The organism is Pseudomonas sp. KBS0710 (assembly GCF_005938045.2).
Taxonomy (GTDB): Bacteria; Pseudomonadota; Gammaproteobacteria; order Pseudomonadales; family Pseudomonadaceae; genus Aquipseudomonas.
This window is the reverse complement of sequence record NZ_VCCF02000001.1, coordinates 3902294-3926587: the sequence shown is the minus strand read 5'-3', so window position 1 is coordinate 3926587 and position 24294 is coordinate 3902294. Positions and strand designations below refer to the sequence as shown.

At 58.5% G+C, this 24294-nt stretch carries 22 protein-coding genes; 18 read left to right on the top strand and 4 right to left on the bottom strand.

Annotation, left to right across the window (positions count from 1 at the left end; all coding sequences use genetic code 11):
• Positions 1 to 16 precede the first annotated feature (16 nt).
• The 9 genes from FFI16_RS17830 (at position 17) to FFI16_RS17790 (ending at position 10321) form a co-directional block, all read left to right on the top strand.
• Positions 17 to 1228 carry a glycosyltransferase gene (locus FFI16_RS17830; RefSeq protein ID WP_138816135.1) on the top strand — a complete coding sequence of 404 codons (1212 nt, stop codon included), beginning with the start codon at positions 17 to 19 and terminating at the stop codon, positions 1226 to 1228.
• Entirely contained in the window at positions 1221 to 2255 is a 1035-nt protein-coding gene (locus tag FFI16_RS17825) for a polysaccharide biosynthesis protein (RefSeq protein ID WP_138816134.1), read from the top strand. Before FFI16_RS17830 ends, FFI16_RS17825 begins: the two co-directional genes overlap by 8 nt.
• A gap of 3 nt (positions 2256 to 2258) precedes the next feature.
• Positions 2259 to 3377 carry an NAD-dependent epimerase/dehydratase family protein gene (locus tag FFI16_RS17820; RefSeq protein WP_138816133.1) on the top strand — a complete coding sequence of 373 codons (1119 nt, stop codon included), beginning with the start codon at positions 2259 to 2261 and terminating at the stop codon, positions 3375 to 3377.
• A 22-nt stretch (positions 3378 to 3399) separates the two neighbouring features.
• Positions 3400 to 4530 (top strand): non-hydrolyzing UDP-N-acetylglucosamine 2-epimerase, encoded by a 1131-nt coding sequence (gene wecB, locus FFI16_RS17815; protein ID WP_138816132.1) that lies wholly within the window; start codon positions 3400 to 3402, stop codon positions 4528 to 4530.
• A gap of 14 nt (positions 4531 to 4544) precedes the next feature.
• Positions 4545 to 5798, top strand: a complete 1254-nt coding sequence (locus FFI16_RS17810) for a glycosyltransferase family 4 protein (protein WP_138816131.1) — start codon at positions 4545 to 4547, stop codon at positions 5796 to 5798.
• Entirely contained in the window at positions 5798 to 6760 is a 963-nt protein-coding gene (locus FFI16_RS17805) for an SDR family oxidoreductase (protein WP_138816130.1), read from the top strand. Before FFI16_RS17810 ends, FFI16_RS17805 begins: the two co-directional genes overlap by 1 nt.
• On the top strand, positions 6757 to 7794 hold the full coding sequence (locus FFI16_RS17800) for a glycosyltransferase family 4 protein (protein ID WP_138816129.1): 1038 nt from the start codon (positions 6757 to 6759) through the stop codon (positions 7792 to 7794). Before FFI16_RS17805 ends, FFI16_RS17800 begins: the two co-directional genes overlap by 4 nt.
• Before the next feature lie 88 nt (positions 7795 to 7882).
• Positions 7883 to 9877 carry a nucleoside-diphosphate sugar epimerase/dehydratase gene (locus FFI16_RS17795; protein ID WP_138817430.1) on the top strand — a complete coding sequence of 665 codons (1995 nt, stop codon included), beginning with the start codon at positions 7883 to 7885 and terminating at the stop codon, positions 9875 to 9877.
• A gap of 111 nt (positions 9878 to 9988) precedes the next feature.
• Positions 9989 to 10321 (top strand): helix-hairpin-helix domain-containing protein, encoded by a 333-nt coding sequence (locus tag FFI16_RS17790; RefSeq protein WP_138816128.1) that lies wholly within the window; start codon positions 9989 to 9991, stop codon positions 10319 to 10321.
• A 27-nt stretch (positions 10322 to 10348) separates the two neighbouring features.
• On the opposite strand, the gene FFI16_RS17785 is transcribed toward FFI16_RS17790, so the two are convergent.
• Entirely contained in the window at positions 10349 to 10927 is a 579-nt protein-coding gene (locus FFI16_RS17785) for a TetR/AcrR family transcriptional regulator (RefSeq protein ID WP_138816127.1), read from the bottom strand.
• 133 nt (positions 10928 to 11060) lie between these two features.
• Here FFI16_RS17785 and FFI16_RS17780 point away from each other — a divergent pair, with 133 nt between their 5' ends.
• Together FFI16_RS17780 and FFI16_RS17775 are read left to right on the top strand one after the other, a co-directional pair.
• Positions 11061 to 11705 (top strand): GntR family transcriptional regulator, encoded by a 645-nt coding sequence (locus FFI16_RS17780; protein WP_138817429.1) that lies wholly within the window; start codon positions 11061 to 11063, stop codon positions 11703 to 11705.
• A 15-nt stretch (positions 11706 to 11720) separates the two neighbouring features.
• Positions 11721 to 12569 carry a DUF1989 domain-containing protein gene (locus FFI16_RS17775; RefSeq protein ID WP_138816126.1) on the top strand — a complete coding sequence of 283 codons (849 nt, stop codon included), beginning with the start codon at positions 11721 to 11723 and terminating at the stop codon, positions 12567 to 12569.
• Positions 12570 to 12575: 6 nt separating this feature from the next.
• Here the strand turns inward: FFI16_RS17775 and FFI16_RS17770 are convergent, their stop codons facing one another.
• Both FFI16_RS17770 and eat read right to left on the bottom strand, forming a co-directional pair.
• The gene (locus FFI16_RS17770; protein ID WP_008437727.1) at positions 12576 to 12743 is read right to left on the bottom strand and encodes a DUF2897 family protein; all 168 of its coding nucleotides are present in this window, start codon (positions 12741 to 12743) and stop codon (positions 12576 to 12578) included.
• Between the two features lie 111 nt (positions 12744 to 12854).
• Entirely contained in the window at positions 12855 to 14219 is a 1365-nt protein-coding gene (gene eat / locus FFI16_RS17765; protein WP_138816125.1) for an ethanolamine permease, read from the bottom strand.
• Positions 14220 to 14632: 413 nt separating this feature from the next.
• On the opposite strand from eat, the gene kdpF reads away from it, so the two are divergent.
• The 6 genes from kdpF (at position 14633) to FFI16_RS17735 (ending at position 22656) form a co-directional block, all read left to right on the top strand.
• Positions 14633 to 14722: a K(+)-transporting ATPase subunit F gene (kdpF, locus tag FFI16_RS17760; RefSeq protein WP_003218754.1), complete on the top strand. Its 90-nt coding sequence runs from the start codon at positions 14633 to 14635 to the stop codon at positions 14720 to 14722.
• Between the two features lie 9 nt (positions 14723 to 14731).
• Complete coding sequence (gene kdpA / locus FFI16_RS17755) at positions 14732 to 16432, top strand: potassium-transporting ATPase subunit KdpA (protein ID WP_138816124.1); 1701 nt, start codon at positions 14732 to 14734, stop codon at positions 16430 to 16432.
• Positions 16433 to 16453: 21 nt separating this feature from the next.
• The gene (gene kdpB, locus FFI16_RS17750; protein ID WP_371923608.1) at positions 16454 to 18511 is read left to right on the top strand and encodes a potassium-transporting ATPase subunit KdpB; all 2058 of its coding nucleotides are present in this window, start codon (positions 16454 to 16456) and stop codon (positions 18509 to 18511) included.
• A gap of 83 nt (positions 18512 to 18594) precedes the next feature.
• Positions 18595 to 19140, top strand: a complete 546-nt coding sequence (kdpC, locus tag FFI16_RS17745) for a potassium-transporting ATPase subunit KdpC (RefSeq protein ID WP_138816122.1) — start codon at positions 18595 to 18597, stop codon at positions 19138 to 19140.
• Between the two features lie 137 nt (positions 19141 to 19277).
• The gene (locus FFI16_RS17740; protein WP_138816121.1) at positions 19278 to 21929 is read left to right on the top strand and encodes a sensor histidine kinase KdpD; all 2652 of its coding nucleotides are present in this window, start codon (positions 19278 to 19280) and stop codon (positions 21927 to 21929) included.
• Between the two features lie 37 nt (positions 21930 to 21966).
• Entirely contained in the window at positions 21967 to 22656 is a 690-nt protein-coding gene (locus FFI16_RS17735; RefSeq protein WP_017136125.1) for a response regulator, read from the top strand.
• 122 nt (positions 22657 to 22778) lie between these two features.
• Here FFI16_RS17735 and FFI16_RS17730 read toward each other — a convergent pair whose 3' ends face one another.
• On the bottom strand, positions 22779 to 23816 hold the full coding sequence (locus FFI16_RS17730) for a patatin-like phospholipase family protein (RefSeq protein ID WP_026013612.1): 1038 nt from the start codon (positions 23814 to 23816) through the stop codon (positions 22779 to 22781).
• A 197-nt stretch (positions 23817 to 24013) separates the two neighbouring features.
• Between FFI16_RS17730 and FFI16_RS17725 the strand changes: the two genes are divergently transcribed.
• Positions 24014 to 24292 (top strand): hypothetical protein, encoded by a 279-nt coding sequence (locus FFI16_RS17725; RefSeq protein WP_010176194.1) that lies wholly within the window; start codon positions 24014 to 24016, stop codon positions 24290 to 24292.
• Positions 24293 to 24294: the final 2 nt, after the last annotated feature.

Below are 24294 nucleotides of genomic sequence, written 5' to 3'. Positions count from 1 at the left end.
TTTAAGTGAGGTCTGTGTGAATATTTTGTTCTTGGGTGGGATTTTTACCGAGCTGGACAAGGGGCAAATCACCCGCAAGTCCAAGGGCACTATGCAATACGCCGCGGACACGCTACAAAAAAACTACCTCGATGGGTTTTGCCAGAATGAGAGCGTGCAGTCTGTATCTGTGATTAATTTGCCCTTCATTGGCGCTTACCCGAAGCGATACGGCGATGTGTATTTTCGGCCATTGCAAAGTACTGAGGTGCTGGGGCGCGCAACCGTCTTCAATGTAGGTTTCTTGAACCTTTCAGTGGTCAAGAATATTCATAAGGTTGTCCTCGCAATCACGCAGATTATTGCTCATGTCAATAAACATAATGGCAAAGACTGTGTGTTGGTCTGCTATTCAATGCACCTGCCGTTCTTGGTGGCGTGTCATGTCGTCAAGCGAATAAAAAAGGACGTTCATCTGTGTGTGATCGTCCCGGACTTGCCCGAATACATGAGTGTAAGAACCGGGCTCATGAAGTCGCTATTTAATGTGCTTTCAAAGGTCTCTTATTTTGTCGTTAATCGCGCAGATAGTATCGTAGCCATTACCGCTCAAATGCTGAATGTTTTTCACAGCGCCCCAAAAAAAGTGGTCATAGAAGGCATTGCGGATGAAAAATATCTATCGGCCGGTGAGCCTGAGTGTAAGCTGAATTACTTTCTTTATACGGGGACCTTGGACCGTCGTTATGGCATAAGGAATTTGCTTGACTCGTTTATTGCATCCGGTATTGATCAATACGAACTGCTAATTTGCGGTGATGGTGATGATCGTAAATATGTTGAAACAATTTCGGCTGCGCACCCTCAGGTGAAATTTCTCGGGCAGTTGGACCGTAGTGCGGTGCTGAATTATCAGCGTCAAGCGAAACTGCTGATCAACCCTCGGGATAACGAGTCTGCCTTTACGAAATTCTCATTCCCTTCGAAAGTCATCGAGTACATGTCATCAGGTACACCCGTGTTGATGTATAAGCTGGATGGCATTCCCGATGAGTATTACGAGTTTTGCTTTGTGGTCCCGCTGGGTGATAATGGCTTGAAGGACAAGCTGCTCGAGGTGTCAAGGCTTTCTGATCAGGCGCTTCTGGCAAAGGGGCGTTCTGCCAAAAGTTTTATCGTCGACAATAAAATGCCTGGCGTACAGGTACGTAAGTTATTAGAAAGGATTAAAGGAGAACGTTATGTTTGAAGGAAAAAAGCTGCTCATTACTGGTGGTACCGGCTCTTTCGGTAACGCTGTTCTTAAGCGCTTTCTGGATACCAATATTACCGAAATCCGAATTTTCAGTCGCGACGAAAAAAAACAGGATGACATGCGTAAGCGCTACGCAAATTCCAAACTAAAATTTTACATCGGTGACGTTCGAGATTATCAGAGCGTGCTGAACGCAACCCGTGGCGTCGATTACATTTTTCACGCCGCCGCGCTAAAACAAGTCCCGTCGTGCGAGTTCCACCCCATGGAGGCGGTCAAGACCAATGTGTTGGGGACCGAGAACCTGCTCGAGGCGGCGATCCAGAACGAAGTTCAGCGTGTCGTGTGCCTGAGTACCGACAAGGCTGTATACCCTATCAACGCCATGGGGATCTCCAAGGCGATGATGGAGAAAGTCATGGTCGCGAAGTCGCGCAACGTTGATGAAACGAAGACCGTCATTTGCGGTACACGTTACGGCAACGTCATGGCATCCCGTGGTTCGGTGATCCCGTTGTTCATTGAGCAGATCCGCGCTGGCCTGCCGTTGACCCTGACTGACCCGAACATGACGCGTTTCATGATGACGCTCGCCGACGCCGTGGACCTTGTGCTTTACGCGTTTAAACATGGCAACAACGGTGATCTGTTTGTGCAAAAAGCGCCAGCTGCCACTGTGGAAGTATTGGCCAAGACACTGACTGCCATGGTGGGTAAGCCTGAGCATGAGATTCAGGTGATCGGTACCCGCCATGGCGAGAAGCTGTTTGAAGCGCTGCTCAGCCGTGAAGAGATGGCGTGCGCTGAAGACATGGGCGAATACTTCCGCATTCCACCTGATTTGCGCGACCTCAATTACGCCAAGTTCGTAGAGCAGGGCGAGACCAGAATTTCCAGAACCGAAGACTACAATTCTCACAACACCGAGCGGCTGGACGTTGCCGGCATGGAAAAGCTTTTGTTGAAATTGGACTTCATGCGTGCCATTCAGCGCGGTGAGCACGCAACCCCTGAGGAATAAGCAATGAAGGTTTTGATCACGGGCGCCAATGGCTTTGTCGGCCAGAATCTCATCGCGCATCTGGGAGAACGGGCTGATATCGACGTCGTACGCTTTACTCGCGACGATGATCTCTCGAGCCTGCCTGGCCTGGTGGCGCAGGTAGATTTCGTTTTCCACCTTGCTGGTGTCAACCGGCCTGTTGACCCGCAGGAATTCAATACCGGGAATACGGACCTGACCGGTGCGCTTTGCAATGCGGTCATCAGCAGTGGTCGGCGTGTGCCGGTACTGTATACGTCATCCAGTCAGGCCGAACTGGATAACCCTTACGGCAGCAGCAAGCGCGGGGCTGAAGAGTTACTGCTTAATCTGCAGGCGTCTGCGGATGTTCCCGTCTACCTGTTCCGTTTGCCCAACGTGTTTGGTAAATGGGCACGCCCTAATTACAACTCTGCCGTAGCGACATTCTGCAATAACATCGCCCGAGATATCCCGATCAAGATCAATGATCCGCAGGCGATGATTAACCTTGTTTATATTGATGACGTGGTAACCCGGTTTATCCAGGTCATGGACGGCAAAGTCAGCACTCAGGGCTTTGTCAACGTTGAGCCTCAATACAGCATCAGTGTTGGCGGCCTGGTTGAGCAACTGTCGGCATTTCGAGACAGCCGTACCAATATGGTCAGTGAGCGTGTGGGAACTGGCCTGGTTCGCGCGCTGTACTCCACCTACCTGAGCTACCTGCCTCCCGAACGTTTTACCTACAAGGTTCCCAAATATGAGGACCCGCGGGGAATGTTTGTGGAGATGCTTAAAACCCCGGATGCGGGTCAGTTTTCGTTCTTTACCGCCCATCCAGGGATTACCCGGGGTGGCCATTACCATCACTCCAAGACTGAAAAATTTCTGGTTATCAAAGGCCACGCGTGCTTTAGGTTCCGACATATTGTCTCGGGTGAGTTTTACGAGTTGTTCACCACGGGAGAAGAGCCCGAGATTGTCGAGACGGTGCCGGGTTGGACTCACGACGTGACCAATGTGGGTGACAGCGAGTTGATCGTTATGCTCTGGGCTAATGAGATTTTTGACCGTGAGCATCCGGACACCTTCTCAATGGCGGTCGGCACTGAAGCCTAACTATAATCTTGAGCATCCAGTTATGAAAAAAATGAAAGTTGTGACGGTCGTGGGTACCCGCCCTGAAATCATTCGCTTGTCGCGCGTTATTGATGCGCTTGACAGGCATTGTGATCATGTCCTGGTGCACACCGGCCAAAACTACGATTACGAGCTCAATGAGATCTTTTTCCAGGATTTGGCCATTCGTAAACCGGACCACTTTTTGAACGCGGCCGGCGCCAGTGGGGCGGAGACGATTGGCAATGTCATCATTTCGGTCGACCGTGTGCTGGCGGAGATTCAACCCGAAGCGCTGCTGGTGCTGGGGGATACCAATAGCTGTATGGCGGTGATCCCTGCCAAGCGCCGCAAGATTCCGACGTTTCATATGGAGGCCGGCAATCGGTGCTTTGATATGCGGGTGCCGGAGGAGATTAACCGTCGCATCGTTGACCACACGGCGGATATAAACCTGACCTACAGCACCATTGCACGTGATTACCTGTTACGCGAAGGCCTGTCTCCAGACATGGTGATTAAAACCGGTAGCCCGATGTTTGAAGTGCTGACTCACTACCGTGAAGGTATTGAGGCTTCGGACGTACTGGAGCGACTGGGCCTGCAAAAAGGCAAGTTCTTCGTCGTCAGTGCTCATCGTGAAGAAAATATAGACTCGGATAAGAACTTTTTGAAGTTGGCGGATGTGCTCAATACCGTGGCTGCGCAGTATGACTTCCCGGTGATCGTGTCCACCCATCCTCGCACGCAAAAACGCGTAGATGCCATGGGTATCGTCTTCCATAAGAACGTCAAGTTGCTCAAGCCGTTGGGTTTCAAGGACTATAACAAATTGCAGTTGACCGCGAAGGCGGTGTTGTCTGATAGCGGAACGATTAACGAAGAGTCATCAATACTTAACTTTCCGGCACTGAACATTCGTGAAGCTCACGAGCGCCCGGAAGGGATGGAAGAAGCTGCAGTGATGATGGTTGGACTGGAAGTTAATCGAGTGCTTCAAGGACTGAGCGTATTGGAAGGGCAGGGGACCGAAGATAATAGGACCTTGCGTCAGGTGGCTGATTACAGCATGCCGAATGTTTCCGAAAAAGTAGCTCGGATTATTCACAGCTATACTGATTATGTGAATCGGATAGTCTGGAAACGCTACTAATCGAGTTTATGTCAATGCCTGATCGTAAACTCAATATACTCGTCGTTACGCAATATTTTTGGCCGGAAAATATGCGTATTAATGATCTTGTGCGTGATTTTTCCGAGAAGGGGCATAACGTTACGGTATTGACAGGGCTCCCCAACTACCCCGAAGGCAGTGTCTATAGCAGTTATCGTGCAGCGCCGCAGAAGTTTGCTGAATATGCAGGTGCGAAAGTAGTCCGTGTGCCTCTGGTGCCGCGTGGTAAGCGCAGCATTAGTCTGATGTTGAACTATGCCTCGTTTTTTATTTCGGCATCGCTGTTGGGGCCTTGGAAGTTACGCTCAGAGCGTTATGACGCCGTGTTCGTTTATGCCGTTTCACCGGTCATGGCTGCTATTCCTGCGGTGGTACTCGGCCGGATCAAACGCGCCCCTGTGTTCATCTGGGTATTGGATTTATGGCCTGAAACCCTGCGGGCGGTAGGTGTTGTACGCAACCCGATATTGCTGAAGACCGTTGGGCGAATGGTGTCCTGGATTTACAATCGTGCTGATTACTTGCTGCTGCAGTCCCATGGTTTCCTTGAAAACGTAAAGGGCTACTGCACCAAGCGCATTGCCCTTGATCGTCTGGTGTATTTCCCGAGTTGGGCTGAGGACGATTTCTCTGGCACGGCGCAACCGACCTCCGCGTTACTTGACCGAGATGACTCGGTTTTCACCGTGCTTTTTGCAGGTAACCTGGGAGAGGCGCAGGATTTCCCCGCGATCATTGAAGCTGCTCGCGCACTGGCAGGTACGGTCTCGGTCCGTTGGGTGATTGTGGGCGATGGCCGTATGAGTGAATGGCTCGCCAATGAAGTGCGTACGCGCGGTATGGATAATGTGCTTTTGTTGGGGCGCCATCCGCTGGAGGCAATGCCCAGCTTGTTTGCTTGCGCAGACGCACTGCTTGTTTCGCTCAAAACCAACGATGTATTTGAGAAAACCATCCCCGGCAAAGTGCAGGCCTACCTGGCGTCGGGCAAGCCGATCCTGGGCATGATCAATGGCGAAGCCGCGCGTGTTATCGAAGCTGCGTGCGCCGGGTTGTGTTGCCCGTCAGGTGATGCAACTGCCTTGGCTGAAATAACCGCGAAATTGGCTGTGCTCGATGGGGAGCAGCGCAAGGAAATGGGCGCATCAGGCCGGCGGTACTATCTTGAAAATTATTCCAAGCTAACGTTGTTGACTCGTCTGGAAACGCTGTTTCGCGAGGCAACATTACGTAAGGAACAGCAATGATGTCGCAATCTGTTTTGTTGACGGGCGCCAGCGGTTTCGTTGGCAGCGCGGTGTTGCGCCGTTTAGTGATGGATGGCGTCAGTGTCACCGCAGCCGTTCGGCATGGCGCCAATGCGCCTGAGAACGCGGCTCACACGGTTTGGTTTGACGCGTTTGACACCACTGACTGGCACGCAAACTGTGTTGGCATCGATGCGGTGGTTCATTGCGCGGCGCGTGTGCATGTCATGAACGATGTCGAAGCGGACCCATTGGCGGCCTTTCGCAAGGTCAATGTGCAGGGCACGTTGAATCTTGCGGAGCAGGCGGCACAGGCTGGCGTGCGGCGCTTTATCTTCATCAGTTCGATCAAGGTCAACGGCGAGGGCACCTTGCCCGGTAAGCCCTATACGGCGGATGACAAACCTGAGCCGAGTGATCCCTACGGTATTTCGAAAATGGAAGCGGAGCAGGGGTTGCTGGCCCTGGCTGAGCGTACCGGCATGGACGTGGTGATCATTCGCCCGGTGCTGGTCTACGGCCCAGGCGTCAAAGCCAACTTTTTGAACATGATGCGCTGGTTGGACAACGGCGTGCCGCTACCCTTTGGCGCTATCAATAACCGCCGCAGTTTGGTGGCGCTGGATAACCTGGTGGACTTGATTGTTACATCGATCAATCACCCTGCTGCTGCCAACCAGACTTTCCTGGTCAGCGACGGCGAGGACCTCTCCACCACGCAACTTTTGCGCAGGACCGCAGCAGCACTCGGCAGGCCTGCCCGCCTGCTGCCAATCCCCGCCTGGATGCTCAGTACAGCCGCCAGGCTTGTGGGCAAAAAGGCCTTGTCCCAGCGGTTATGTGGCTCACTGCAGGTTGATATCCAAAAGGCCGCAACCTTATTGCAATGGTCGCCTCCGGTCTCGGTGGATAACGCACTTGCCTCCGTCGCTGCGCAGTATATGAGTGATAAGAAACAATGACATATTGGTGGTTTGTAGTCGTCGTTGGGGTTTTTTCGTGGGTGTTGACCGCTGCGTTGCGACGCTACGCGTTGGCTCATAGCATCATTGATATTCCCATTGCGCGTAGCTCCCATACAGTCCCCACTCCCAGAGGGGGAGGCGTAGCGATCGTAGTCGCTTTCCTGTTGGCCTTGCCTTTGCTGGCATGGGGGCAGGTCGTTTCAATGCCTGTCCTGCTGGCCGTGGGTGGCGCGGGTGCCTTGATTGCAATCATCGGCTTTATGGATGACCACGGGCATATCGCCGCCCGGTGGCGTTTGGCCGGGCACTTTGTGGCTTCCGCATGGGCGCTATACTGGTTAGGCGGTTTGCCTGAGGTAAGCGTATTTGGCTTCGCGGCAAACCTGGGATGGGTGGGGAGCGTACTCGCTGCCTTTTACCTGGTTTGGATGCTGAACTTATACAACTTCATGGATGGTATCGACGGTATTGCCAGTGTTGAAGCTATCTGCGCGTGCCTGGGCATGTGCCTGCTGTACGGTGTGAGCGGACACGCAGGCTTGGTGTGGCTGCCAATGACCCTGACGATGGCGGTGGCGGGGTTTCTATTCTGGAACTTTCCGCCTGCGCGGATATTCATGGGCGATGCCGGCAGCGGTTTTCTAGGGATTGTCCTGGGGGTTTTATCGCTCCAGGCGGCCTGGGTGTCCTCGCCGCTGCTGTGGGCATGGCTGATCCTGCTGGGGGTATTCATCGTGGACGCCACGTTCACGTTGATACGTCGTCTGGTGCGTGGAGACAAGGTATACGAGGCACATCGCAGCCACGCTTATCAGTTTGCTTCGCGGCGATTTGGCCGGCATTTGCCAGTGACACTCGCTGTCGCCGGGCTGAACCTGTTCTGGTTACTGCCGGTAGCGCTGTGCGTGGTCCTGCTGGGGCTGGACGGCGCGCTGGGGGCGGTTATCGCTTATGTGCCCCTGGTGTTGCTGGCGATCAAATACCATGCAGGCGAACTGGAAAAAGCTGACACTGCAAAGGAAGGCGCCTGACGATTCAAAAGGTTTTGAATCAGTCGGATGTGTCGTACGGCCACGTGGTCATCAACGAGAGGAATTGCCTGAGGTGGACGAAGGGATGATGGAAAGGTTACGGGCCTGTTTGGTGGGGTTGCCGCGTCGTAAAAAACGCCTGATTCAGGTGTCTACGGACGTCGTCGTGGTCTGGACCGCTCTGTGGCTGGCATTTGTCGTGCGGCTCGGCATTGATGAGATGGCCAACCCATTTCGGGACCACCTCTGGCTGTTCGTCGCAGCACCTGTCGTCGCCATCCCGCTGTTTGTTCGCTTTGGGATGTACCGCGCCGTCATGCGCTATTTCGGTAACGATGCGCTGATCGCCATCATCAAGGCCGTCAGCTTGTCCGCCTTGATCCTGGGTTTGGTGGTCTACTGGAACAGTAACCACCAGCATGTCGTCCCACGCTCGATCATCTTCAACTACTGGTGGCTCAGCCTGATCATGGTCGGCGGGCTGCGCCTGGCTATGCGCCAGTACTTTCTCGGCGACTGGTTTTCCGCCTCCCAGCACGTGCCCTTCACCAACCGCGACGATGGGCTGCCGCGTGTTGCCGTGTACGGTGCGGGAGCGGCCGGCAACCAACTGGTGGCAGCCTTGCGTATAGGGCGGCTGATGCGCCCGGTTGCGTTCATCGATGACGATGCCAGTATCGCCGATCGCGTCATATCCGGCCTCCAGGTCTACAAGCCCAAGCATATACAACGCATGATCGATGCCACCGGCGCCCAAGAGATCCTGTTGGCGATTCCATCCTCCAATCGAGGTCGGCGCCGTGAAATCCTTGGCTTCCTGGAAGGCTTCCCGTTGCATGTGCGCAGTGTGCCCGGGTTTATGGATCTGGCCAGCGGTCGGGTAAAGGTCGATGACATCCAGGAGGTCGATATTGCCGACCTGTTGGGACGTGACTCCGTGCCTGCCCAGGGCGAATTGCTGGAGCACTGTATCAAGGGTCAATGCGTGATGGTGACGGGCGCCGGCGGCTCCATCGGTTCTGAGCTTTGCCGTCAGATCCTGTCGCTGCGCCCCACCACCTTGTTGCTGTTCGAACACAGTGAATTCAACCTCTACAGCATCCTTTCGGAACTTGAGCAGCGCGTCACCCGCGAATCATTGCCGATAAAGTTGCTGCCGATCCTCGGTTCTGTGCGTAACCCGGCCAAGTTGCTGGACGTCATGAAAGCCTGGCACGTCGATACGGTGTACCACGCGGCGGCCTATAAACATGTGCCGATGGTCGAACACAATATTGCCGAAGGCGTGCTCAATAATGTGATCGGTACGCTCAACACCGCCCAGGCGGCGCTTCAGGTGGGGGTTGCCAACTTCGTCCTGATCTCCACAGACAAAGCGGTGCGTCCCACCAACGTGATGGGCAGCTCCAAACGCCTGGCTGAACTGACGCTGCAAGCCCTCAGCCGCGAGTTGGCTCCGGTCATGTTTGGCGACAAATTCAACATCTCCTGCGTCAACAAAACCCGTTTTACCATGGTGCGTTTTGGCAATGTGCTGGGCTCTTCGGGATCGGTTATTCCGCTGTTTCACAAGCAGATCAAATGGGGCGGGCCGATCACCGTCACCCACCCCAAAATCACCCGTTATTTCATGACCATCCCTGAAGCGGCACAGCTGGTTATCCAGGCTGGCTCCATGGGCCAGGGCGGTGATGTATTCGTGCTGGACATGGGCGAGCCGGTGAAAATTGTCGAGCTGGCAGAGAAGATGATTCATCTTTCCGGCTTGAGCGTACGCTCCGACAAAAATCCTCACGGTGATATCGCTATTGAATTCACCGGCCTGCGTCCGGGCGAAAAGCTTTACGAAGAGTTACTGATAGGTGACAACGTGGTTGCCACTCAGCACCCCATGATCATGAGTGCCAATGAAGATCACCTGTCCTGGGATACGCTCAAAGGCAAGCTCTCGGAGCTGCTGGCAGCAATAGATGCAGATGATTATTCGCGCGTTCGCCAACTGCTTCGCGACACCGTGAGCGGCTACTCGCCCGACGGCGAAATCGTCGATTGGATCTACCAGCAGCGCCGTTTGGAGCCGTGAGTTAACACCCTGTTACTCACCCGCTTTTGACTCTCTCCCCACATCGCCTAAGTTAGAAAAGCAGCTTTTGGAAAGCTGCTTTTCTTTTACCGATGTCATGGAGTGTCACCAATGCAAAACGCCTATATCTCTTCCCTGATCTTTGCCTTTCTCACCAGCCTCTCTGTAGCGACTACCGCAGCCCCATCCGCAAAACCCGAAGCCCCAGCGCCGATTACGGCCCAGATGGCCAACGCCGAACAATCCACCAAGGTCAATCTCAACACCGCCGACGCGGAGGCACTGCGCCGTGACCTGTTCGGAATTGGCGCCGCCAAGGCCAAGGCGATCATCGCCTATCGCGACAGCAATGGCCCTTTCACCGCGGTAGACGAATTGCTGGAGGTCAAAGGTATCGGCAAGGCGTTGCTGGAGAAAAACCGCGACAGGCTGGTAATCAACTAAGGGTGTAAACCCTGTGCAGAAGGCCGGTCATTGACCGGCCTTTTGATTATCCGCGACCTGTTCTTTCAAACTTACGCGTACCACTTCCAGGATGCGGGCTGCCAGCTCCGGGCTTTCGACGCTTCTGGCCAACACCAATGCGCCCACCAACGTTGACATCAGTACCAGGCTCTCGTGATCACCCTTTGGGTGCTCCAATGCTGAATCGATCTGAGTCAGCCTGGCTTCAAGTACCGCATCCGTTACCGGACTATGCTGGCCTCGCAGGCCCAACTCCGACGACATCGTGGGCAGCGGGCAGCCTTCACCCGGTGAGGTCTGGTGCCATGGCGACAGGTAGCTGTCGATGAACGCATCCAGCGGCCGTTCCTGGCTGAACAACATTGCGCAGTGTGCATCCAGTTCTGCGGCGGCGGCCAGAAGGGCCTTGTCCACCAGTTCATCCTTGGAGTTGAAATGCGCATAGAACCCGCCGTGTGTCAGGTTCAACGCTTTCATCAAGGGCTGCAGGCCGGTAGCACCAATGCCGTCGCGGCGAAATCGGACGGAGGCTTCCTTGATGATGCGTTGGTGAGTCTGGGCTTTGTGGTCTGTTGAATAACGCATAGGACGGCCTCGAGAACGAGTGCGCATTTTAGCGGAGTTGCGCCCGTTTACCCATAGAGACAGGGTTCAGCGGGCTTGGCATGAAAAGTGATTACATCTGCTGCATGAATTGTTCAACAATCGAGGCGCAATGATGACGCTCAACTTGTCTCTCGCCGATCAGATTGCCCTTGAACTGCGCGCCGACATCATGGGTGGGCGGCTGTTACCGGGGATGGCGCTGGTCGAAGTGGACCTGGTCAAGCGCTACAACGCCTCGCGCAATACCATTCGCGAAGCGCTGCACCGTTTGGGGCAGGAAGGGCTCACCCGCTATGTGCGCAACAAAGGCGTGATGGTCCGGCGTGTGGCGCGCGACGAAGTGCGAGACCTGTTCGTGGTCCGCCGTACCCTTGAGCTGCAGGCCATCGCCCAGAGTGGCACGCTGACGGGCGACCACGAGGTGCGCATGCAAAATGCCATTGAAGCCACCACGCTGGCGCGCGAGCGTGAAGATTGGCGCGCCGTTGCTACTCATAGCCTGGTGTTCCACCAGCAGATTGTCGGGTTGATGCGCAGCCCATTATTCGACGAGTTCTTCGCCCAGGTGATCGCTCAATTGCGCCTGGTGTTTTGCGCGGCGCCCGATGAGCAACGTTTTCAGTCGCCCTGGCTGGAGCGTGATCGTGAGATCTACACCTTGCTGATAAACGGCAATAAATCAGCTGCGCAGGAGGCGATGAGCCTTTACCTGCACGACTCTGAACGCCTGTCCCTGGCGCTGTTTGATTACCCTTGATGGAGGATTGCACCTATGTACAAAGACTACCCGGCCGCCTATCAGGTCAGTAAAGGCTCGGCGCTGCAAGTGGACACGGCCTTCTATGCGCGCATTCGCGACCAGGCGGATAAACGCACATTGATCGAGCAGTTCGAAGTGCCGATTCGCACGGGCAGGGCGTGGAAAGTGCCGGCCGGGCATGTGTTTCGCGTGACGACGCCGGTCGGCCCACAGGTCGGCGATTTCAACGTGTGGAACGCCAATGACCCGCGCGAACGCCTATGGGCGGCACGCACGCGGCAGCTGCAGGGCGCCCATGTCAGTACCCATGATCGGCTTTGGTCGAACCTGCCGTTCCTGCGGCCCTTGGTGACCATCACCGATGACAGCCTGGCGAGCTATGGCATCGATGAACACGGTGGGCGCCTGCACGATCTGCTCGGCACCCGTTGTGACCCGTATGTGAACCGCATGCTCACCGGCGAAGACTTCCATCACCACTGCCATTCCAATTTGACCCGCGCCGTGCTGCCCCATGGCCTGACCGAGTTTGACGTGCACGACGTGCTGAACATTTTCCAGTGCACCGGCCTTAATCACGACGATATGTACTTCATGAAAGCCTGCCCGGCGCAGAAGGGCGATTACCTGGAGTTTTTTGCCGAGATTGATTTGCTCTGTGCATTGTCGACTTGCCCGGGCGGGGACCTGTCGCTGCCGATGTGGGGGCCGGACGCACAAGACCCATTGACCGTGTGTCGGCCGCTGGGCGTAGAGATCTATCGCTTGGAGGATGAGTTGCTCAACGGCTGGAGCCAGCCAGAGCGTGCTGCCTACAAGGGGCAGCACGGCTTGCATATTGCCAAGGCAGACTGGGAGTAACCCGCTTCAGCGGTCCTGCGCGTCCTTGGCGTCCGCCTGGGCGTTGCGCTCGGCCACGCGTTTGCGTTGTTCGTCGGTGAGTTCCACCTTGTTGGCGCTGTCACGCAGCATCAGCAGCCCACCGACGATCGACCCGATCGCTACCACTAAAATCAACCACGCATACCACGGCATAAGGCTCTCCTTGAGGCGGACCAGCGTTGGAGGATGTTCCCACGCTAATAACGGCTTTGAGTAACAGGCTTTCTGAGTAGTTCATTGTAGGCCTGTTCCGCCTCGTTAACCTTAGAGCCCGGTCAACATCGCGTCAGCTGGTGCATCGGCACGGTCTTGGGCGGTCAGCTGGAAGTAGATGAACCCCGCCAGCATAAAACCGAGGAATATCAGGCCGATCAGCGCATTGAACCAGGCCATGGCCACCAGGCACACCAGCGCCAATACCAGCGCAACAGCCGGCACGATCGGGTAGCCCGGCGCACGGAAGGTGCGTTCCAGCAGCGGTTCGGTCTTACGCAGCTTGAACAGGCTGAGCATGCTCATGATGTACATCACAATGGCACCGAACACCGCCATGGTGATCATCGCTGCGGTCAGCGTCATGCCACCCAGGTTGATCAGGCCATCACTGTAGATCGCGGCGATGCCGACCACACCGCCGGCAATGATTGCCCGATGTGGTGTTTGAAAACGCGAGAGTTTGGCCAGGAACGGCGGCAAGTAACCGGCGCGGGCCAGGGCAAAGAACTGGCGCGAATAGCCGAGGATGATGCCGTGAAAGCTCGCCACCAGGCCAAACAGGCCGATCCACACCAGCATGTGCAGCCAGCCGGAACCAGTGCCCACCACGCTTTTCATCGCTTGCGGCAACGGATCGTTGATGTTCGACAGGGTGCGCCAGTCGCCCACGCCACCGGCGAAGAACATCACGCCCATGGCCAGGATCACCAAGGTCAGGATGCCGCTGATGTAGGCTTTTGGAATGGTGCGCTTGGGATCTTTCGCCTCTTCAGCCGCCATGGCCGCGCCTTCGATGGCGAGAAAGAACCAGATGGCGAAAGGGATCGCGGCGAACATCCCGGCAATAGCCGGCGCGCCAAAGGTGTCGGAGCCGGCCCAGCCGTTCAGGGCGAAGTTGCTGAAGCTGAACGCCGGCGCAACCACGCCCATAAACACCAGCAGTTCAGCGACAGCGAGCACGCACACCACCAGTTCAAAGGTGGCGGCAAGCTTCACCCCCAGAATATTCAGGCCCATGAACACGATGTAGGCCCCCACCGCCGCATGTTTCGGGTCGAGTGCCGGGAACTGCACGTTCAGGTAAGCGCCGATGGCCAAGGCAATTGCGGGCGGTGCGAAGACAAATTCGATCAATGTCGCCAGGCCTGCGATCAAGCCGCCTTTTTCGCCAAAGGCACGACGGCTGTAGGCAAACGGCCCGCCTGCGTGGGGAATCGCAGTGGTCAGCTCGGTGAAACTGAATATAAAGCAGGTGTACATGGCGGCGACCATCAACGAGGTCACCAGAAAACCCAGCGTACCGGCCACGCCCCAGCCATAGCTCCAGCCAAAGTATTCGCCGGAAATCACCAGCCCCACGGCAATGCCCCACAAATGCAGGGTGCCCAAGGTGGGTTTGAGTTGTGTGTTCATCGTGTCGCGCTCCCTGAACTGGTTGGAATGGTTGTGGGTGTTGCAGTGGCCATGCCAGCCCATAGAAGCGTGTCGTAAAGCGCAGACAGTGTCGTGAGGGGAACGGTTTTGCGTTTGTATGCTTCATTTGGTGCACCAGAATAAAGCGGCGGTGCCCGGCCTGACGCTTTCGCGAGCAAGCCCGCTCCCACACTCGACCGCGTTTGAGCAGGAGGTACGCAGTTAAGTGTGGGAGCCGGGCTTGCCCGCGATGAGGCCCGCCCAGGCGCTGAAAATCCCCCTGTAAACCCCGCATAAACCCACTCTTTACGCCGTCTTTACGCCCCACCCATACCCTCGCTCTCGTTCCTTTACGCCACTCCTGTGGACAATTGCCTCACACGCGGCAATCGCCGCAAAACGGAGAGACTTCCATGAGCGTTCTGGACGGGGTGTCACTGCTATTGGCCGTGGCGCTGTTCATTTATCTGCTGGTTGCGCTGTTACGCGCGGATCGGAACTAGGAGCAGGCTATGCACAGTTATGACTATTGGCTGATCATCGCCTTCTTTGCCGTGGTGCTGGTGCCGGCACCGTTCCTGGGGCGGTTCTACTACAAGGTGATGGAAGGCCAGCGCACCTGGCTCTCGCCGGTAATCGGCCCGGTTGAGCGCGCGTGTTATCGCCTGTCCGGCGTGGACGAGCACCAGGAGCAAAGCTGGCAGAAATACACGCTGGCGCTGCTGGCGTTCAACCTGGCCGGTTTCGTGTTGTTGTTCGCCGTACTGTTGTTCCAGGAGTATCTGCCGCTCAACCCGCAGAAATTGCCGGGTCAGGAATGGACGCTGGCGTTCAACACGGCGGTCAGTTTCATGACCAACACCAACTGGCAGAACTACAGCGGTGAAGCCTCCCTGAGCTACCTCAGCCAGATGATCGGCCTCACCGTGCAGAACTTCGTCAGCGCCGCCACCGGCCTGGCTGTGCTGGTCGCGCTGTGCCGTGGTATCGGGCGCAAGTCCACCAAAACCCTGGGCAACTTCTGGGTCGACATGACCCGCGCCACCCTCTACGGCTTGCTGCCGCTGTGCCTGGTGTTTGCGCTGTTCCTGGTGTGGCAGGGCGTGCCGCAAACCTTCGCGCATTACGTGAATGCCGTGACGATGCAGGGCGTGGACCAAGTGATCCCACTCGGCCCGGCCGCCAGCCAGATTGCGATCAAACAACTGGGCACCAATGGCGGCGGCTTCTTTGGCGTCAACTCGGCGCACCCGTTCGAAGACCCGACGGCCTGGGCCAACCTGTTCGAGCTGTCGGCAATCATCCTGATCCCGGTAGCGCTGGTGTTCACCTTTGGCCACTACGTGAAGGACCTGCGTCAGAGCCGCGCAATTCTTGGCTGCATGCTGGCGCTGTTCCTGATCGGTGGCGCGACGTCGATGTGGGCCGAATACCAGCCCAACCCGACGCTGAACAACCCGGCGGTTGAACAAACCGCACCGCTGGAAGGCAAAGAAGCGCGCTTTGGCACCACTGGCACGGTGTTGTGGTCGGTGGCCACCACAGCGGCGTCCAACGGTTCAGTCAATGGCATGCAAGACAGCCTCAACCCGCTGAGCGGGATGGTGTCGCTGGTCAACATGATGGTCGGCGAAGTGATCTTCGGCGGCGTCGGCGCCGGCATGTACGGCATGTTGCTCAACGTGTTGATCGCGGTGTTCCTCGCCGGCCTGATGATCGGCCGCACCCCGGAATACCTGGGCAAGAAGCTGCAGGCCAAGGAAGTGCAACTGCTGGTGGTGACCTTGCTGGTGATGCCGCTCGGCACCCTGGTACTGGGCGCCATCGCTGCCAGCCTGCCTGGCCCGGCCGGTGCCATCAGTAACCCTGGCCCGCACGGTTTCAGCCAGTTGCTGTACGCCTACACCTCGGCCAGTGCCAACAACGGTTCGGCGTTCGGCGGCTTCAGCGCCAACACCGCGTTCCACAACCTGATGTTGAGCCTGTCGATGTTGCTCGGCCGCTTCGGCTACATCCTGCCGGTACTGGCTCTGGCCGGCAGCCTGGCGATGAAGAAAACCGCACCGATTGGCCAGAACAGCTTCCCCACCCATGGCCCGCTGTTCGTAACCCTGTTGACTGTGACCATTTTGCTGGTGGGCGGCCTGACTTTCCTGCCAACGCTGGCGCTGGGCCCAATCGCTGAACACCTGAGCATGGCTGCTCCTAAATAAAGAGCTAGAGGGGATATGAAAATGAATATGCCTGCAAAAAATGCGGCCCCTGTGACTACTCAGGAACCGGCCAAAACCGCCATTTCCGCTCTTTGGCGTCCGGCGCTGGTCCAGGCTTTCGTCAAGCTGGACCCACGCCAATTGCAACGCTCGCCGGTGATGCTGGTGGTCGAACTGACCGCCATCCTCACCACCGTGCTGTGCTTTGTGCCGGACACTACGGTACCGACCTTTGTCGCCGTACAGATCGCCGTGTGGCTGTGGTTCACCGTGCTGTTCGCCAACTTCGCCGAAGCCTTGGCTGAAGGTCGCGGCAAGGCCCGCGCCGACAGCCTCAAAGCCGGCAGCGAAGGCCTCAGCGCACGCCGCAAAGAGGCCGATGGCAGCTTCAAAGTCGTGCCGGCCACCAGCCTGCGCAAAGGTGATGTGGTGCGCGTTGCCGCCGGGGAGATGATCCCCGGTGACGGCGAGGTCATCGAAGGTATTGCGGCGGTCAACGAGGCGGCGATCACCGGCGAATCCGCGCCGGTCATCCGTGAATCCGGCGGCGACCGTTCGGCCGTCACCGGCAACACGCGGCTGGTGTCGGACTGGTTGCTGGTGCGCATCACTGTCAACCCCGGTGAGTCCACCCTGGACCGCATGATCGCATTGGTGGAAGGCGCCAAACGCCAGAAAACCCCCAACGAAGTGGCGCTGGATATCCTGCTGATCGGCCTTACGCTGATCTTCCTGCTGGTGGTGGTCACCCTGCAGCCGTTCGCCCACTTCGCCAATGGCAGCTTGCCGCTGGTGTTTCTGGTCGCTCTGCTGGTGACGCTGATTCCGACCACCATCGGCGGCCTGTTGTCGGCCATCGGTATTGCCGGTATGGACCGCCTGGTACGCCTCAACGTCATCGCCAAATCCGGGCGCGCGGTGGAAGCGGCGGGTGACGTGCATGTGTTGCTGCTGGATAAAACCGGCACCATCACCTTCGGCAACCGTCGTTGTGCAGCCGTGATCGCGGCGCCGGGCGTCAGTGGTCGCGACCTGGCTGAAGGCGCGTTGCTGGCGTCCCTGGCGGACGACACGGCGGAAGGTAAATCCATCGTCGAATACCTGCGCGCGCTGCACCCTCAGGCCGAACCAACCGTGGATGAGCTGACGTCCGTGCCGTTCAGTGCTGAAACGCGCTTGTCGGGGGTCGACTATCAAGGCCGGGTGTTCCGTAAAGGCGCGGTCGATTCACTGCTGGCGTTTATCGGCCAACAACGCCTTGACCTGCAGCCGGCACTCTCGCGGGAAATCGACAAGATCGCCCAGAGCGGCGGCACGCCATTGCTGGTATGCGCCGATGGCAAACTGCTCGGCGCGATCCACCTCAAAGACGTGGTCAAGCCCGGCATCCGTGAACGTTTCGCCGAGCTGCGCAAGCTGGGGATTCGCACCGTGATGGTCACCGGTGACAACCCGCTGACCGCTGCCGCGATTGCCGCTGAAGCGGGTGTGGACGACGTGCTGGCCGAAGCCACGCCAGAGAAGAAACTCGCGCGCATCCGCCACGAGCAGAACGACGGTCGCCTGGTTGCGATGTGCGGCGACGGCGCCAACGACGCCCCGGCGCTGGCCCAGGCCGACGTCGGCATGGCGATGAACGACGGCACCCAGGCCGCGCGCGAGGCCGCCAACATGGTCGACCTCGACAGTGACCCCACCAAGCTGTTGGACGTGGTGCAGATCGGCAAGGAACTGTTGGTGACACGCGGCGCGTTGACGACCTTTTCCATCGCCAACGACGTGGCCAAATACTTCGCGATTTTGCCGGCGCTGTTCGCCTCGATCTACCCGCAACTGGGCGTGCTCAACGTAATGCATTTGCAGAGCCCGCAGAGCGCGATTCTGTCGGCCATCGTCTTCAACGCGCTGATTATCGTGGTGCTGATTCCCCTGGCACTGCGCGGCGTGCGCGTGCAGGCGGCGAGTGCGGCGGCGTTGCTGCGACGTAACCTGCTGATCTACGGGCTGGGCGGGATCCTGGTGCCGTTCGTGGGCATCAAGGCGATCGACATGCTCCTGACCGCGTTGCACCTGGTGTAACTGGATCGTTCCCACGCTCCGCGTGGGAATGCCGCCCCGGACGCTCCGCGTCCTGCGCTGATAAATGAATCGAGGAATTTGAAATGTCCACCCTGATCCGCCCGGCCCTGAGCCTGCTGGTCCTCATGACCCTGATCACCGGCGTTGCCTACCCGCTGGTGGTCACCGGCGTCGCCCAAGTTGCGTTTCCCGACCAGGCCAACGGCAGCCTGGTGCGTGACGCCGAGGGCAAAGTGCGCGGCTCCAGCCTGATCGCCCAGGATTTTACCGGTGACAGTTGGTTCCACCCACGGCCATCGGCCGGCGCGTTTGCCACGGTTTCCAGCAGCGCCAGCAACCTGGGCCCAAGCAACCCGGCATTGGCCACGCGTATTTTTGATGACGCCAATAAACAGTTGGTGCCCGGCCAGGGGCCGGTGCCTTTGGCCTCCCTGACGACCTCCGGCAGCGGCCTTGATCCACACTTGCCACCGGCGGCGATTGCCTATCAACTGGCGCGAGTGGCGGCGGCGCGAAATGTACCGGTGTCTACACTGCAGCGCTTGCTCGATGAGCACATCGAAAGCCCGCTGGTGGGGCCGCCGGTGGTGAACGTGCTGGCGCTGAACATGGCGCTGGAAAAACTCTGATCCCCTTGTGGGAGCGGGCTTGCTCGCGAATGCAGTGCATCAGTCAATTAATCTGTTACTGACAGACCGCATTCGCGAGCAAGCCCGCTCCCACATTGGATCTTCAGTGACCTGAATACCTGAAGGAACCCCAAAGCATGAGCGACTCCGGCCGCGCCGATGCCCTGTTAGCCGATCTGCCACGGGACGGCCGTGGCCGGCTCAAAGTCTTCCTCGGCGCCGCGCCCGGTGTGGGCAAGACCTACGCCATGCTCCAGGCCGCCCACACCCAACTGCGCCAGGGCGTGCGCCTGATCGCAGGCATGGTTGAAACCCACGGCCGCGCCGAGACCGAAGCCTTGCTCAGCGGCTTGCCGCAGCAACCCTTGTTGCGCAGCGAATACCGTGGCGTGATGCTCGAAGAAATGGACCTCGACGGCCTGCTCGCCGCCAAGCCCAAGCTGGTGCTGGTGGATGAACTGGCCCACAGCAATGCCCCCGGCAGCCGCCATGAAAAACGCTGGCAAGACATCCAGGAACTGCTTGCCGCCGGCATTAACGTGTTCACCACGGTCAACGTCCAGCACCTGGAAAGTTTGAACGATCAGGTGCGCGGCATCACCGGCGTGCAAGTGCGTGAAACCTTGCCCGACTGGGTGCTGCAAGAGGCCGACGAGCTGCTGCTGATCGACCTGCCATCCCGTGAATTGCTGGAGCGCCTGCGCGACGGCAAGGTGTATGTGCCGGAACAGGCCCGCGCCGCCATCGACGCATTCTTCACCCAGACCAACCTTATGGCTCTGCGCGAGCTGGCCATGCAAACCGCCGCTGCCCATGTCGATGACGATTTGGCCCAGGGCTACCGCCAGCTTGGCCAGGCTGCCCCGGCGGTGCGCGGACGTTTGCTGGTGGGCGTGGACGGTGATGCGCAGGCCGAACGCCTGGTGCGTCACGCCAGCCGCGTGGCCCAGCGCCGGCATTTGCCGTGGAGCCTGGTGCACATCGATAACGGCCGCGCACGCGATGAGCAATCGCGCCTGCGCCTGCAAAATGCCCAGCAACTGGCTGAGCGGCTCGGCGGCGAAGTGGTGTTGCTGCGCGCCGGCGAAGTGGCCAAAACGCTGATCCAGCATGCCGCCGAACGCCGCGCCAGCCTGGTATTGGTAGGACAGTCGCGGATGCGCTGGCGGCGCCGGTTGTTTGGGGGTGGCTTGGCAGCACGCTTGCTGCGCAATGCGCGGGGTTTGGAGATCAACGTCCTCGACAGCGGCGACATGCCCGCGCCGCCACGCCTGCCGGATGTACGCGGGCTGGTGTGGTTCGACTATGGGCTGGCGGTGGTTGCGACCATCGTCGCGGCGGCGTTGGCCTGGGCGGTGGCCAGTGTGTTGCCGCTGCCGAATATCTCGTTGGTGTTTCTCGCAGCGGTGCTGCTGGTCGGCGTGCGCAGCAGCCTGGGGCCGTCGCTGCTGTGTGCGGCGCTGTCGTTCCTGGCCTATGACTTTCTGTTTATCCCGCCGAATTTCTCCTTCGCTATCCAGCGTGAAGAAGACGTGCTGACGCTGTTGTTCTTCTTGCTGATGGCCGCGCTCACCGGCAACCTCGCGGCGCGCCAGCGTCGGCAGTTGCAGGCCTTGCGCGACACCCAGGAAGAAACCAGCGAACTGCTCGACCTGTCGCGCAAACTCACCGCAGCCACCGATCGCCAGGCGGTGATCAGTGCGGCGGCCCATCACCTGGAAGGCTGGAGCGACCTGGACCTGTGCCTGTTGAACCGTGACGGCCAGGGCGACTGGAAGGTTGAAACCGGCGCTGCGCTTAACCTCACCGAAGCCGAACGCGCTGCCGCCGACTGGGCCTGGCAGCATGATCAACCGGCCGGCATGGGCACCGGCACGTTGCCGTTTGGGCGTTGGTGGTGGTGGCCGCTGTCGGGCGAGGAGGGGCCGTTAGGCCTGCTCGGCGTAAGCCCGAAGCCGGGACTTGAATTGAGTGGCCAACGCCGACGTTTGCTCACCGCATTGAGCCAGCCATTGGCGCAGGCCCTGGCGCGCGCACAACTGGCGCAGGAGCTGGAGTCGGCGCGCCTGCACGGCGAAACCGAACAACTGCGCAGCGCTTTGCTGGCCTCGGTGTCCCACGATTTGCGCACGCCGTTGACCTCGATGCGCGGCAGCATCGACAGCCTGCTGGCGCTCGGCGAAGCCATCCCGCTGGAGGACCGCCGCGAATTGCTGGAAGGCACCCGCGATGAAGCCGAGCGCCTGGACCGCTATATCCAGAACCTGCTGGACATGACACGCCTGGGCCACGGTGCGCTGAAACTGGCGCGCGATTGGGTCTCGCCGGGTGATATCGTCGGCAGCGCCCTGGGCCGCTTGCGCGCGGTGCTGGCGCCGTTGCAGGTGCACACTGACGTGCCGGCGCAGTTGCCGCTGCTGTATGTACACGCTGCGTTGATCGAGCAGGCGCTGGTCAATGTGCTGGAAAACGCTGCGCGTTTCTCACCGCCACACGGCCGTTTGCAGGTGAGTGCCGGCGTGGCCGATGAGCAGCTGTTTTTTGCCGTGGCCGACGAGGGACCGGGGATTCCCGAGGACGAGCGTGCGAAGATCTTCGATATGTTCTACACCGCCGCCCGTGGCGATCGCGGCGGGCAGGGCACGGGCCTTGGCCTGGCGATCTGCCAGGGCATGGTGGGCGCTCACGGTGGGCATATCCGCGTCGATGACGGTATAGAAGGGCGCGGCACCTGCATCAGCTTGTTCCTGCCGTTACCGACGCAACCTGGCCCGGAGCGCGAGCCTTGAGCTACCCTCTTTTCTCCACGGATTTTGATTGGACACCATGAGCCAGACCGCGACGATTTTAGTCATTGATGACGAACCGCAGATCCGCAAATTCCTGCGTATCAGCCTGGCCTCCCAGGGCTACAAGGTGATCGAAGCCGGCACCGGCAATGAAGGCCTGGCCCAAGCGGCATTGAGCAAACCGGATCTGCTGGTGCTCGACCTTGGCTTGCCCGACATGGACGGCCAGCAAGTGTTGCGCGAGTTTCGCGAGTGGTCGACGGTGCCGGTATTGGTGCTGTCGGTGCGCGCCAGCGAAGTGCAAAAAGTTGAAGCCCTGGACAGCGGCGCCAATGACTATGTAACCAAACCCTTTGGCATCCAGGAATTTCTCGCCCGTGTGCGCGCTTTGTTGCGCCAGGCACCGGCGGGAGAGGCCCAGGAAGCGGCGTTGAGTTTCGGCCCGTTGACGGTGGACCTGGCCTATCGCCGGGTGCTGCTGGACGGTGCCGAGGTGGCCCTGACCCGCAAGGAGTATGCGGTGCTGGCGCAACTGGCGCGCCATCCTGGGCGGGTGATCACCCAGCAGCAATTGCTCAAGGATATCTGGGGGCCGACCCATACCGAAGACAGCCATTATTTGCGTATCGTGGTGGGCCATCTGCGGCAGAAACTGGCGGATGATCCGACCCAGCCACGGTTTATCGTGACCGAGGCGGGTGTGGGGTATCGATTGTTGAATGCCTGAATATTGCAGTGCCTGAACTGGCCTCATCGCAGGCAAGCCAGCTCCCACATTTTGATCTGTGAATACATTCAAAGGTGGGAGCTGGCTTGCCTGCGATAGGGCCATCAGCCACACCGCCTATTTCAGTGTTGCTCACTCTCATACCGATCCAACGTATCACTGGCAATTTCTCGCCCCAACGCGATCAACTCCGGCGCCTTGTAGAACTCGAAAAAACGGCACACCCGCTTCGGCACGTTGATCAGCACGTCCGGCGGGTAACCGGCAATCTTGTATTGCGCCAGCGAGGTCTGCATCACTTCGAAACTCTGGTTGATCAGGTCCAGCAGTGACGCCGGCCCGACGTTATCAATGATGAACGAGCCGGTCGCGGACTTCGGCGCACCTTGTTTTTCAGGCGCAGCCGCAGGTTGTTGGGCCTCGGGTTCGGCCGACTCCAGCCACGGGTTGATTTCGGCGGCCTGGGACTGCAAGGCTTCCTGCTCCAGCTTCATCAATTGCTCGGCCTGCTTGCGCCGAAACGGCAGGTGCGAACCCAGTGATTTGGCCAGGCTGTTGAAGCGACTCTTGAACGCCGGCGGGCGCTGGATCACCGGCAGGTGGTAGTGCTTCTGGTTGGTGGCGTTGAGGTTGACCGCGATGATCAAATCGCAATGGCTCGATACCACCGGCACGATCGGTAGCGGGTTAAGCAGGCCGCCGTCCACCAGCATGCGGTTGCCTTGCATCACCGGCGTGAACAGGCTCGGAATCGCCGCCGAAGCGCGCATGGCCTGATGCAGGCAGCCTTCCTGAAACCAGATTTCCTGTTGGTTGGTCAGGTCGGTGGCCACAGCGGTGTAGGGAATACGCAGCTCTTCGATATTGATCTCGCCGACGATCTTGCGGATTTGCCCGAAGACTTTTTCGCCACGAATCGCCCCCAGGCGAAAGCTCACGTCCACCAGGCGCAGCACGTCCAGGTAGTCGAGGCTCTCGATCCAATTGCGGTATTCGTCCAGCTTGCCGGCGGCATAGATCCCGCCGACCACGGCGCCCATGGAGCAGCCGGCGATACAGGCGATGTCGTAGCCGCGCCGTTCGATTTCCTCGATCACGCCAATATGGGCGTAACCACGGGCGCCGCCGGAGCCCAGCACCAAGGCAACACGTTTCTTCATGAGCTGATCCTTCGCAAAACTGTGGCCCACAATGCGCCTACCGGCAGAGGGCATCAAAATATTTTTCCAGAATAGCCATAACGCTCGGGTATGCTCTGGCAATCGGCGCTTCTGATTTCAGGCTGTAGACAAGGCACTTTTCCTTGTGGGCAACGTCTACAGCCTACGACTGTTTTTCTATATTTGAGGTGTCATTGATGAAAGCCTGGATGTGTGTGCCTGTGATCGTGTTGGCCCTGGCCGGTTGTGCCGGGAAAACCGCATACCGCGACAGCTGTGGCACGCAATTGGATGCGGCCTGGCACGAGTTGGATTTGGCCAAGGCCGAAGGCTTTGCCGGCACCGTGAGCTACTCTAAGGCTTTGTCGCTGTTGACCGGCGCCAAGACCCAGCAGCAATTCGAAGCGTTTGAAGGCTGTTCCAACAAGGCCGAGAAAGCGCGCTTCTATATTCGTGAGTCGCGCGCCGGGCGTTGATC

Excerpts from the sequence above, each read along its gene's own strand:
- kdpF (WP_003218754.1), top strand. The coding sequence starts at position 14,633 with ATGAGCGTTCTGGACGGGGTGTCACTGCTATTGGCCGTGGCGCTGTTC.
- FFI16_RS17725 (WP_010176194.1), top strand. The coding sequence starts at position 24,014 with ATGAAAGCCTGGATGTGTGTGCCTGTGATCGTGTTGGCCCTGGCCGGT.
- FFI16_RS17800 (WP_138816129.1), top strand. The coding sequence starts at position 6,757 with ATGACATATTGGTGGTTTGTAGTCGTCGTTGGGGTTTTTTCGTGGGTG.
- FFI16_RS17735 (WP_017136125.1), top strand. The coding sequence starts at position 21,967 with ATGAGCCAGACCGCGACGATTTTAGTCATTGATGACGAACCGCAGATC.
- FFI16_RS17795 (WP_138817430.1), top strand. The coding sequence starts at position 7,883 with ATGGAAAGGTTACGGGCCTGTTTGGTGGGGTTGCCGCGTCGTAAAAAA.
- FFI16_RS17740 (WP_138816121.1), top strand. The coding sequence starts at position 19,278 with ATGAGCGACTCCGGCCGCGCCGATGCCCTGTTAGCCGATCTGCCACGG.
- FFI16_RS17780 (WP_138817429.1), top strand. The coding sequence starts at position 11,061 with ATGACGCTCAACTTGTCTCTCGCCGATCAGATTGCCCTTGAACTGCGC.
- FFI16_RS17820 (WP_138816133.1), top strand. The coding sequence starts at position 2,259 with ATGAAGGTTTTGATCACGGGCGCCAATGGCTTTGTCGGCCAGAATCTC.
- FFI16_RS17775 (WP_138816126.1), top strand. The coding sequence starts at position 11,721 with ATGTACAAAGACTACCCGGCCGCCTATCAGGTCAGTAAAGGCTCGGCG.
- wecB (WP_138816132.1), top strand. The coding sequence starts at position 3,400 with ATGAAAAAAATGAAAGTTGTGACGGTCGTGGGTACCCGCCCTGAAATC.
- FFI16_RS17805 (WP_138816130.1), top strand. The coding sequence starts at position 5,798 with ATGTCGCAATCTGTTTTGTTGACGGGCGCCAGCGGTTTCGTTGGCAGC.
- kdpC (WP_138816122.1), top strand. The coding sequence starts at position 18,595 with ATGTCCACCCTGATCCGCCCGGCCCTGAGCCTGCTGGTCCTCATGACC.
- kdpA (WP_138816124.1), top strand. The coding sequence starts at position 14,732 with ATGCACAGTTATGACTATTGGCTGATCATCGCCTTCTTTGCCGTGGTG.
- eat (WP_138816125.1), bottom strand. The coding sequence starts at position 14,219 with ATGAACACACAACTCAAACCCACCTTGGGCACCCTGCATTTGTGGGGC.
- kdpB (WP_371923608.1), top strand. The coding sequence starts at position 16,454 with ATGAATATGCCTGCAAAAAATGCGGCCCCTGTGACTACTCAGGAACCG.
- FFI16_RS17730 (WP_026013612.1), bottom strand. The coding sequence starts at position 23,816 with ATGAAGAAACGTGTTGCCTTGGTGCTGGGCTCCGGCGGCGCCCGTGGT.
- FFI16_RS17810 (WP_138816131.1), top strand. The coding sequence starts at position 4,545 with ATGCCTGATCGTAAACTCAATATACTCGTCGTTACGCAATATTTTTGG.
- FFI16_RS17825 (WP_138816134.1), top strand. The coding sequence starts at position 1,221 with ATGTTTGAAGGAAAAAAGCTGCTCATTACTGGTGGTACCGGCTCTTTC.
- FFI16_RS17770 (WP_008437727.1), bottom strand. The coding sequence starts at position 12,743 with ATGCCGTGGTATGCGTGGTTGATTTTAGTGGTAGCGATCGGGTCGATC.
- FFI16_RS17785 (WP_138816127.1), bottom strand. The coding sequence starts at position 10,927 with ATGCGTTATTCAACAGACCACAAAGCCCAGACTCACCAACGCATCATC.
- FFI16_RS17790 (WP_138816128.1), top strand. The coding sequence starts at position 9,989 with ATGCAAAACGCCTATATCTCTTCCCTGATCTTTGCCTTTCTCACCAGC.